This is a genomic window from bacterium (assembly GCA_016708025.1).
Classification (GTDB): domain Bacteria; phylum Zixibacteria; class MSB-5A5; order GN15; family FEB-12; genus FEB-12.
The window spans coordinates 1,476,245-1,486,155 of the sequence record JADJGQ010000001.1 but is presented as its reverse complement, the minus strand read 5'-3'; the positions used below and the strand labels follow the sequence as shown (position 1 = coordinate 1,486,155).

8 protein-coding genes are annotated in these 9,911 nt (G+C 53.8%); 6 read left to right on the top strand and 2 right to left on the bottom strand.

Annotated features, from left to right (window positions below; all coding sequences use genetic code 11):
* Positions 1–2,385: 2,385 nt before the first annotated feature.
* Positions 2,386–2,598 carry a hypothetical protein gene (locus tag IPH75_06425; GenBank protein ID MBK7141696.1) on the top strand — a complete coding sequence of 71 codons (213 nt, stop codon included), beginning with the start codon at positions 2,386–2,388 and terminating at the stop codon, positions 2,596–2,598.
* Positions 2,599–2,835: 237 nt separating this feature from the next.
* Here IPH75_06425 and IPH75_06420 read toward each other — a convergent pair whose 3' ends face one another.
* Both IPH75_06420 and IPH75_06415 read right to left on the bottom strand, forming a co-directional pair.
* Positions 2,836–2,988 (bottom strand): hypothetical protein, encoded by a 153-nt coding sequence (locus IPH75_06420; protein MBK7141695.1) that lies wholly within the window; start codon positions 2,986–2,988, stop codon positions 2,836–2,838.
* Between the two features lie 514 nt (positions 2,989–3,502).
* Positions 3,503–4,357, bottom strand: coding sequence for an NmrA family NAD(P)-binding protein (locus tag IPH75_06415; GenBank protein MBK7141694.1), 855 nt, complete (start codon positions 4,355–4,357; stop codon positions 3,503–3,505).
* A 192-nt stretch (positions 4,358–4,549) separates the two neighbouring features.
* Between IPH75_06415 and IPH75_06410 the strand changes: the two genes are divergently transcribed.
* The 5 genes from IPH75_06410 (at position 4,550) to IPH75_06390 (ending at position 9,615) form a co-directional block, all read left to right on the top strand.
* Positions 4,550–5,647 (top strand): serine/threonine-protein phosphatase, encoded by a 1,098-nt coding sequence (locus IPH75_06410; GenBank protein ID MBK7141693.1) that lies wholly within the window; start codon positions 4,550–4,552, stop codon positions 5,645–5,647.
* Positions 5,648–5,655: 8 nt separating this feature from the next.
* Positions 5,656–6,384, top strand: coding sequence for a class I SAM-dependent methyltransferase (locus IPH75_06405; protein ID MBK7141692.1), 729 nt, complete (start codon positions 5,656–5,658; stop codon positions 6,382–6,384).
* 39 nt (positions 6,385–6,423) lie between these two features.
* Positions 6,424–7,470 carry an asparaginase gene (locus tag IPH75_06400; GenBank protein MBK7141691.1) on the top strand — a complete coding sequence of 349 codons (1,047 nt, stop codon included), beginning with the start codon at positions 6,424–6,426 and terminating at the stop codon, positions 7,468–7,470.
* A 145-nt stretch (positions 7,471–7,615) separates the two neighbouring features.
* Positions 7,616–9,016, top strand: coding sequence for a tryptophanase (locus IPH75_06395; GenBank protein ID MBK7141690.1), 1,401 nt, complete (start codon positions 7,616–7,618; stop codon positions 9,014–9,016).
* A gap of 20 nt (positions 9,017–9,036) precedes the next feature.
* On the top strand, positions 9,037–9,615 hold the full coding sequence (locus IPH75_06390; GenBank protein ID MBK7141689.1) for a hypothetical protein: 579 nt from the start codon (positions 9,037–9,039) through the stop codon (positions 9,613–9,615).
* Positions 9,616–9,911 lie beyond the last annotated feature (296 nt).

Genomic DNA, 9,911 nt, shown 5'->3' with positions numbered 1-9,911 from the left:
GCGCGACGATGATCATTCCGAAAATGAAAAAGCCGGAAAGTGCTGGTGATGATCGGCGGCGTTTTTTGCGCCTCCCGGAAAGCGGATGGGCATGCCGCGCGATTGTCGAGGGGACGATGGGGACGGCGAAAGCAGCAGCTGGAGCAGTTGGCAAAATCCAGCGCACGCCTGCCGCACATCAGAGATATCCCGGAGACGCTGAAAAAGCTGGGGGTGTAGGGGGGCTTCGTAGGTCAGATCCGTTTTCGGACCTGACACGACTGCTGGCAGACCGGAATCGCTCGGCTCACATTGCAGTCAAAACATGAAGGGTGACGAATTGGCGGGGAATAGATTGAAGTATTTGGAAGTGGTGACAACACGCGGGCTGTGCTGGTCATCTTACCAAATCCTCCTTTTGCGCTCAGACCACCGGCAGGTTTGGAGGACGAGATAATCTCGTAGTCACTTTGAAGACTTTGAGGGAGAACCCAAGCAAGTACATCGTTTATCGCGACTTGTGGAAAGGTCGATTCTACGCTTGAACTCGATTCGCAAAGGATCTGAAATGAAGGGAATTTTGGATTGGACAGCCTAACCGTGCTCTTCGACCACTTCCTGGAGTTGAAGTATGCCTGAGATGTGACGGCTTGTCGCTGGGAGGATATGCGCTCATCTGTGTAAGCAATGGAAAATTGCAACTTAGCTACGCCAGTGCTACTCGGATGTATTTGGAAAGATGACTGCCTGGGACTGTTCCGAAGAAGATGCTCTTGTCGATCCAGGCTATGTATCCGCATTGATGGACGTTTCTTCAGTGTGCAGTCGCTCGGAAGAAACGTACAGGTTGACAATCGTTGACCACTATCAATTTGAGTCCCCGTGCGAACCCGACACGAATCATTCGACACAGACGGTCTTTCACCGACTATGGCGTCTTCTGCACAGGATCGGACACGGTCAGTGGAAAGTTCGAATCCTTCACTAAAGGACACGCCAGGTGGGAGGACCGAACCGTTCGCTCAGACGTGCAGGCACTCATCTATCAACTCTATGAAGAGGATGTCCCTAAGTTTTTCATCGATGGTTACTGGTGGTACCTCGATGTAGGGACGTATTTTCGGATACATGCAGGAGAGTGTAGCGATTAGAATCAGACAGTCGCGAATTGCGTGGAGCATGCCCGGGTGGCAGGTGGCCCACCATTCATGGTGGGCTCCTGAGCCCGCTCCGTCGCCAGACACTCCGCTATTCATGTACATCTTCGCATTGAGGAGATATAATCATGACCGCATAATGAAGCAATCGTAGTCTGAATGTCCGAGGCAGGGAGTTTGTCATCGAAAGCAAATACCGTAATTGGTCATCTTGGTCGCGGTGGTGTGAGATCGAACTGGTTCGTGCTTCTTATGGTTTGAATGGTGATAAACCGATTTTCCCCTGCTGTACTAATAGTCACTGCGCAGGCTTGATCTCGACAAATCTCGTGTCGCCAACATTTCGCCGGGTCGTGAGAATTCCAGAGGGGCCACTTGGATGGCTTGGGCAGGGGGACAGACCGACGTCAGCGCACCGGAAAATCTACGCACTGATCCGAAATCGGGCGGAAAATTCGGCCATGGTACTGGTGGTTGTGTTATCTCTGCGTGGCATGACCTGGGAATTGCTTTGCCAAACTGGACGCAGAGCTGATTGTGTCTATCCGGGCCAGTGTCGATTATTGACTCATGCTTCGTTGTCAGCGTCTGCCGAGGTAGAGATTGAGAATCGATGTCCGATTTTCCGCCTCGCGCGGGAATGATGCGCTTAGAAGAATTCACGTGGAAGCGGGTCGACGAACAGTCTTGCTCCGCGCGCAACGACGATCGTTAGGTGGCGCTCTGCCAAAAACCGGGTGGTCCGATGCAAAATCGCGTAGTCTTGTTCTTTGCTCCCGTCTCCTGCTTTTGTCGCTTTCCGCTACTTCGGGCGCGGTGGGGCAGGTGCGTCGACCGTTCAAAGGTCGGCCGCTACGCATCGGCCCGTTCAAAAGAATACTCACTATCGCTTCGGTCCTCCAGGATTAGTGGTAGAGAACCAGTCTGCGCTGTCTCTTGGCTCCACCAGTGCCAAGGGGGATTTTGTTCGGCGGGTTTTGTTACCATACCGGCTTGATGAATCAATTCTTCGATTCAGCCGGAAGTCAGCTTCAATCCGGAAGGGGGGAAGGGGACGCTGAAGACAGATTTTCGGCAATCAGTATGCGGCAGATGTAACTCCCTCAATAATTCCGAGTTGAGTGCCCGGGTTCTTTTTATGGTTGATACCGGGATTCTTAATTCCGCTGTCCGGAGCGACGTTTTTAGTAGGACCCGCGCCTTGCTCTGCTGCTTTGCCCGTCAAAGGAGGTCAGGCGGAACTGGAGGCATGGGCGGGCAATCGCAACGTGAGATCGCCAATCTCAACAATCCCGACTTCACGATAGCACTGGGAATTGGCATTGAGATAGAGACCGGCAAAAAACTACTGGCTATCGAATTGCGGACCAGCTACAGTCAATTACTATCGGAGAAAAACAATAAAGCCTCCGGTCATCCGGTTCAATTCGCTCGACAAAGCGTCGCTGACCGGATTGATTGAATCGCCACCGCGGACGGGCGGCTAATGGTGGGGTATAGTTTCGGTTGTGGGGCTCCGCTCGCAAATGGGACGTATTCTTTGCATTTTCGTGAGCCCGGCGGGGTGGGGGATCGTGGGGCTCGGGTCTCACTTGATATCCTGTCGATTCCAAGAATCTTGCATTCAAGCAACAAACTGCGAAGTCCGCGGAATCAGATCGGCTTGACGTTAAGTCGATCGATGATCGTGCCGTAGGAGTCAACGCCCCTTTACTTTGCAGCATCGGTAGCCATCGAGGCCATTGCAGACGATCCGGCAGGGGGGAGCGGCTTTCGTCTCCGTGATCAACGCGCCAACCAGAAATGACGCGGCGAATACTACCACCAGAACAGTAGCCATCATCTTTTTCATACGACTCTCCCTTTGGAACGCCGATGACACGTCGCGTGTGACGATTACTTTGTGAGCCCTGGGACTACCCCACCTGCGATAAAGTAGACAAAAATAGTCCGGATTGGCAAGAAGAAAGTGGGTGGTGTGTAGGTGGAGAATCGGGCTGAGCGCACAGGCAGCCCAGTTCTCATCTCTCCCCTTAAAACGTATTACGTTTGTCAGTACTTAGTGCGCCCCATTATATAGAGGCGATGCTCCGACTGATGTCCTCTGCCTCAATTCAAATCATTCTCCGGAAAATACATCCCGCTCAAACCCAACAACATGATCATTCCGAGCTGGCATCCCCATGGCTCGAATGAAAACGGCAGACCAGGAGGTCTGCCGTTCAAATCGAGGTCTGCCGTCAAATTCAAGGTTAGCCGCTCAACCAACAGAAGTCCAAAGTCATTCCTGACCCCTCGCCTGGCCCGTGACTAATTGACGAGCGGGCCTCGCGATGACGAATTTCAGCTTAAGCAAGCCACTATACTTACTTGCCCATCATTTCTTTCGCGAAGTCTTCGAAGCGGCGAGGAGCGTGGCCGAGCACCGTCTCGGTCTCTTTCAACTGCGCCGGGGTCGCTTTCAGGCCGCGCGTCTGGAAGAGTTCGTACATAATGCGGAATTCGTACGCCATCCAGACCGGGATCCACTGTTTCCACTGCTCATACCAGGCATCCATATCATGGCCGCCATACTTGATCTCTTTCCCAAGCAAACGGGAGTAAACCTCGGCGGTTGACTTGCCGGTGACCGCTTCGGGGCCGACCAGGGCATATGTCTTGTTGGTGTGGTTGTCGGTGATCATGGCGTTGACGGCGGCATCGCCGATATCGCGGATATCGACACGCGAAATGCCTGCATCGCCGATCGGCTGAGGATAAACGCCATACTGAAGGATCGGGTCCTTAAACCAGTAATCGTTCTGATAGAAATTGTTCGGCTGGAGGATCGTGTACGGAATGCCGGATTCTTTGATCGCATGCTCGATATTCTCTTTGGCGCCGAAATGGGCAACATGGCGTCCCCAGTCGGGGAAATGCACAGAAAGGTAAACGATCTTTTTGTATTTCAGCTTCTTTGCTTCATGCAGAGCTGAGAGCGCCTCAAACGTCTCGGTGATCGAGTTGGCGGTCAACAGGAAAAGGGAGTCGGAGCCTTTGAAGATGGCATCATAGGTAAGCGGGTTGGTCAGATCGCCGACCACGCCGGTTGCGCCCGACGGGAGGGCTTTGGATTTCTCTTCGGAGCGGGTCAGGACGCGGACAGTCTGGCCTTTGGCGAGCAGTCCCTGGACGACGGCCGAGCCGACCGTGCCGGTGCCGCCGAGAACGAGATGGTTCATGTTCGATTCCTTCGTATGAGTAGGTTCAAGTGTCGATCTCTCGTGCCACGGACTAAGGAGAAAACAGGGGAGACGGGCGGCGGGTTCCGCTAATCGTGGAGTAATACGGTAGACAGTGAAAGAGTTTGAGTGGTCAGGAAGAGTTTCATCATATATATTCCGTCAAACCCAAGCCCAAATGGAGAGTACTGAGTGGATTCAGCCATACTGTATCGAAATCTGTCCATGCGTGCGCGAATTGCGCTGCTGACGGCCATCTTCTTTGTTTTCTCTCCGATAGCCATGCTGATGGTCGCAAATGTCGGCCAGGGATGGCACTGGGTGGATGTGGCCGGGTGGTTGATCGGGTCAGCAACCATCGCGGTCTGCTGGGCATACGCTTTTTTCAAGGGACGTCACTATTGGCTGCCAATCATCCTCAATGCTGCTGTCCCGGTCTCTCAGAGAATGTTCTTCTCGGGCTCGCTGGCAACAGGGAATGCCGGCTTCACCATCACAGGGTTAGTGATGGTGGTTGCAATCGTGATCGGGTATGTGATGTTCGTCATATTCATCAGGGGTGAAGGCGCCAAGACGGTGCACCTTCAGGCGGAGATGGAACTTGCCAAGGAGATTCACGATCATCTCGTTCCGGAAGTTACACTCAACAATGAGCAGTGGGAGATTCTGGGGAGTTCGTCAGCCTCGAGCGAAGTGGGCGGGGATATGCTGGATGTGATGCTGATGGAGAAGCGGGTGATCGTGACTGTCGCCGATGTCTCCGGGCATGGGGTGCGAGCGGGAGTAATGATGGCGATGATTAAAAGCGCGCTAAAAACAACGCTGCTTCGGAAGACAGAGCAGACGGTCTGTGCGGATCTCAATAATGTGGTGTATGCGCTGAAGCGCCCGGATATGTACGCGACCGGGGTGTATCTGGAATTGCACACGGACCATTCGGTGACATACACGGGGGCGGGGCATCCGTCGCTCCTGCATATTAATGGAGTTGACAAAACCTGTGCATCGCATGAGAGTCAGAATCCGCCGTTGGGGGTGGTGAAGGACCTTCCGTTTGCCCAGACTCAACTGAGTGTTAAGCCGGGCGATTTGCTGGTGATCCTGACCGACGGACTGACCGAAGTCGAAAACAAGTCTGGTGAGATGTTTGGTGAGGAGCGGATTCAGCATCTGATCCGGGAGAAGGTCGGCAGACCGTTAGCGGAGATCAGGGCGGAGTTGTTGAAGTCGGTGGACGGGTTTGGGGCGCAGGAAGATGACCAGACGCTGGTGCTGATCCGGGCGAAGTGAGTCATGCGATGAGTGACCGGAACCGTCGAGAATATGATCGTCATGCACGGGTCTATCACGAGAAACGCGCGGATAACGCGCGAAGTTTCTACAATGACCAACTCGAATGGCCAATGATGTCAAAGCTCCTGCGCGGGAGGGTGCGTGGGCGAAAGATCCTGGAGCTGGGGTGTGGATCAGGGCTTTTGACGCGTAAGCTCATGCGGATGGGAGGCAAAGTCACGGGGGTAGATAATTCGGAATCGATGCTGGCGATCGCACGGGAGGAAGTGAGCGGCGCCAGATTCGTTCATGCCGATATGCGGCGAGTGAAGGCGAAAGCGGGTGAGTATGATCTGGTGGTTAGTTCACTCGCTTTTCATTATATCCGGAATCTGGATGGTCTCTTCAAGCGGTGCGGTAAGTTGCTCAGGTCAGACGGGGTGCTGATCTTTTCAATTCACCATCCATTATCTTCCTTCAAGATGCTTCAGGAACAGCGAAAAACAAAATCCGTGTACTTCAGTGTTGCTGAGCCATATCGCTGGCGGATGCTCCCTGGCATGGAACTGGTGAGTTATCATCAGACGTTCGAGAGTATCAGCGGCGGACTCTCGCGGGCGGGATTTCATATTGACCGGACGCTGGAGGCGAAACCATCGCCGGGAAGTCGTCGCATTAACCCACAGGCGTTTGACGCGGCCCTGGCTACCCCGGCGTTCCTTGCAATACGGGCAGTCAAGGCTGTCAAAGATTAAACTTTCGTTTCACCTCTGAATATCTACCTTAGGCGTGCTATGGACATGAAAGTAATACAGCAGACCATACCCAAAGGGGCGGAGCCGGGCGCAGTGATCTATCGGGGGTCGGTAGTCGAAGCGACGCATTATGCATCGATCGCCGTGGTGGATGACTCGGGCAGAGTGACTCATTGTCTGGGCGACCCGGAGATGGTGACGATGACGCGGTCATCGATCAAGCCGTTCCAGTTGGTGCCGCTGGTGGCGAGCGGGGGAGCAGATGAGTACGGGTTTTCCAATCCGAATCTCTCCATCATGGCTGGGTCACATTCCGGAACCGATGAGCATATCGCAGTGGTGCGATCAAATCTCAGGAAAGCCGGCAATGAGCCATCCCACCTGAAATGCGGATATCACTGGCCGCTAGGGATGCAGACCGATAACAAGTACCCGTTGCACGGGGAAGATAAAGACCCACTCCGGCACAATTGTTCGGGGAAGCACTCCGGATTTCTGGCTCTGGCGCGGCATCTGGGTGTCCCGCCGGAGAGTTACCTTGATCCGGAGGGGGAGGTGCAGCGTCTGGTGAAGAGGGCGATCTCGGAGGTTTGTGACTATCCGGAAGAGCAGATGCTGATGGGGACAGATGGCTGTTCGGCGCCGAATTTTCCGATGCCGCTCAGAAATCTGGCGATTGGCTTCATGCGGTTGGCAGTGGCCAACCACAGTGCAGACCGAACGGAGAAGTCGTTGGCTCGAATACGGGAGGCGATGGCGGAGTTCCCGCTGCTGTTTTCTGGGGAGAACCGATTTGATTTCAACCTGATGCGGTCATTTCCTTTCAATGTGGTCTGCAAAGGGGGAGCAGAAGCGCTCCAGGCGATCGGGTTCCGCGACCAGCGGATCGGGATCGTGGTCAAGGTGCATGATGGTGGCGCAAGGGGGCTTGGCGTGATCTGTCTGGAGGTTTTGCGCCAACTGGGGATCGTGCAAAACATGGATGACTTTGCGCATCTTATTCGGTATAATAGTCCGGAGATCAAGAACAACGCCGGTCTGGTGACCGGCCATATTGTTCCGGTCTTTAAACTGAGATCGGTCTGAGGATGAACGTGTTGCATATGTCTGTAATCCCGAACCATCTTGACCTCAGGTACCATCGACGGAGGATCAAGGCGGTCGACTAGTCTGGGTTGTTGAAGTAGTGAAAGTGTGCTAACCAACAACGTGAGACAAAGGAGACTATCCCATGGGAGTCCGACGTCAACCTGCCGAACCGTATCGAATCAAGGCGATCGAGCCGATCCGGCTCATGAGCCGTGGCGAGCGACTCGCCCGTATCCAGGCAGCCAAATACAATCTTTTCAAAATAGATGCCGTTGATATCTATATCGATCTGTTGACCGATTCAGGGACCGGGGCGATGTCCAATGCGCAGTGGGCGGCGCTGATGATGGGGGATGAGTCATATGCCTGCGCGCAATCCTATCGGCGGTTCGAGAACCGTGTCCAACAGCTTTTCCGCAAGAAGTTTGCGATCCCGGTGCATCAGGGGAGAGTGGCTGAAAACCTGATGTTCAGTTCGATGATGAAGCCTGGGCAGTATGTCATCAATAATACCCATTTTGATACAACCCGCGCCAATGTGATGCATAAGGGGGGAATACCGATAGACCTGCCGTGCAAGGAAGCATCATCGAATGAGCCGATCCCATTCAAAGGGAATATGGATATCGTTCGACTTGAGGAATTCATCAAGGCAAAGGGAGTGCAATCGATCGCGGCGGTGATGTTGACTGTCACCAATAATTCTTCGGGCGGTCAGCCAGTCTCGATGGCGAATATTCATGAGACGGCAGAGATCTGCCATCGATACAAGCTTCCGTTCTATTTCGATGCGGCACGATTTGCGGAGAACTGCTATTTCGTCAAGCGGGATGAGGCGGGGTATCATGAGAAGTCTATCCGGGAGATCGCGCATGAGATGTTCGACTGCTGCGATGGTGCCCTGATGTCCGCCAAAAAAGACGGCCTGGCGAATATCGGCGGATTGATCGCGATCAACAATGAAGAGCTTTATAACAAGATCGCAGAGTTGATGGTGGTGATTGAGGGATTTCCGACCTACGGCGGGCTGGCGGGACGTGATCTCGATGTGTTGGCGGTGGGACTCGAAGAGGTACTCGAATTCGATTATCTCGACTATCGCATAGGCCAGGTGCACTATTTTGGCGAGAAGATCAAGGATGCCGGAATGCCGATCATTGAGCCGACCGGCGGGCATGCGGTGTTTGTCGATGCCGGGCGGTTGCTGCCGAATATTCCTGTCGATCAATTCCCCGGACAGGGGTTGGCGATCGCTTTCTATGTTGAGGGGGCGGTGCGTACGGTCGAGATCGGTTCACTGATGTTCGGCGGGGTAGATTCCGCAACCGGCAAAAAGTACAGTGCCACCAAAGAACTGGTGAGAATGGCGATTCCGCGCCGGGTGTTCACCAATTCACATCTGGATTATGTGGCAGAAGTGGCCGAGCGGATCGTGGCCCAGAAAAACCAGATCCCCGGTTACCGCATTACACGCGAACCGGCGCTGTTGCGTCACTTTACTTGTGAGATGGAGGCGTTGCAGTCGCAGCCTGCACACGTATGAAGTTGGCATATCAAAGAGGGGTGACCGCGACGTTCGTGGTCATCCTGCTGGGATTGTGGGTGAACGGTTGCGGCGTGACCATTCAGACCGGCCCCGAAGATAAGCAGCGGTTGGCGGAAGTCTCCGATACGCGAGCGCGGGAGATTCGATCCGAGTACAGCGAGCGGATTCGCGCAGCGGACCCGGTGCAAAAGGCAGAGATTCTCAAGACTTTGGTGGATTCGGTATCGGCGAATTATTTTCGCTATGGCGAACGGGTGGCCGATGACTGGGATGCGGGAAATCAGGCGCGGGGAGTAGAGACACCGGCCGCGGATATGCGATCGATGGTTGAACGGTCGAACGAATCTCAGCGCTCGATCTTCGCCGCCTACGAAGATGTGGTTGATCTGGCTATGGAAGAGATGAAGATCGATCGCGTTTTTGACCAGTCGAGCATGGAATTGTTGGAGAAGTTCCGTGGCCAGTTCTTCAAGAACTATAGTGTTGTCTTTTATCCGTCAGGCAGTGCGTCGCAGTATCGGGATGCGGTTTATGACGCACAGTCCGAGACCGAGAAACAAAGTAGGGAACTTCAGGACGACCTCAGGCGCTATTAGGGGTAAGGGGCTGGAAAAGACGGCCGATTTGTGAATTGAAGTTCAGTTTAGTTGAATAAATGGGGAGCGACCGGGTCCTACAGATGAAAGCGGGTTGGAGTCCTCCTGTTTTCTAAGTCGTTGCAAATCAGAACCATTCATCGAAAGTTCGGGGATGGAGCCGATTGTTGGCCGGGAATTTGCGACAACAAGCCCAGGGAGTGAGGGGGAGATATTGACTTTTTCGACGGAAGTTATTAGTTTTCGGCGATTTATGTCGCTTAACGTCTGTACAAACAGAGGAGAAAGATTATAGC

Excerpts from the sequence above, each read along its gene's own strand:
- IPH75_06425 (MBK7141696.1), top strand. The coding sequence starts at position 2,386 with ATGGGCGGGCAATCGCAACGTGAGATCGCCAATCTCAACAATCCCGAC.
- IPH75_06420 (MBK7141695.1), bottom strand. The coding sequence starts at position 2,988 with ATGAAAAAGATGATGGCTACTGTTCTGGTGGTAGTATTCGCCGCGTCA.
- IPH75_06415 (MBK7141694.1), bottom strand. The coding sequence starts at position 4,357 with ATGAACCATCTCGTTCTCGGCGGCACCGGCACGGTCGGCTCGGCCGTC.
- IPH75_06405 (MBK7141692.1), top strand. The coding sequence starts at position 5,656 with ATGAGTGACCGGAACCGTCGAGAATATGATCGTCATGCACGGGTCTAT.
- IPH75_06400 (MBK7141691.1), top strand. The coding sequence starts at position 6,424 with ATGGACATGAAAGTAATACAGCAGACCATACCCAAAGGGGCGGAGCCG.
- IPH75_06395 (MBK7141690.1), top strand. The coding sequence starts at position 7,616 with ATGGGAGTCCGACGTCAACCTGCCGAACCGTATCGAATCAAGGCGATC.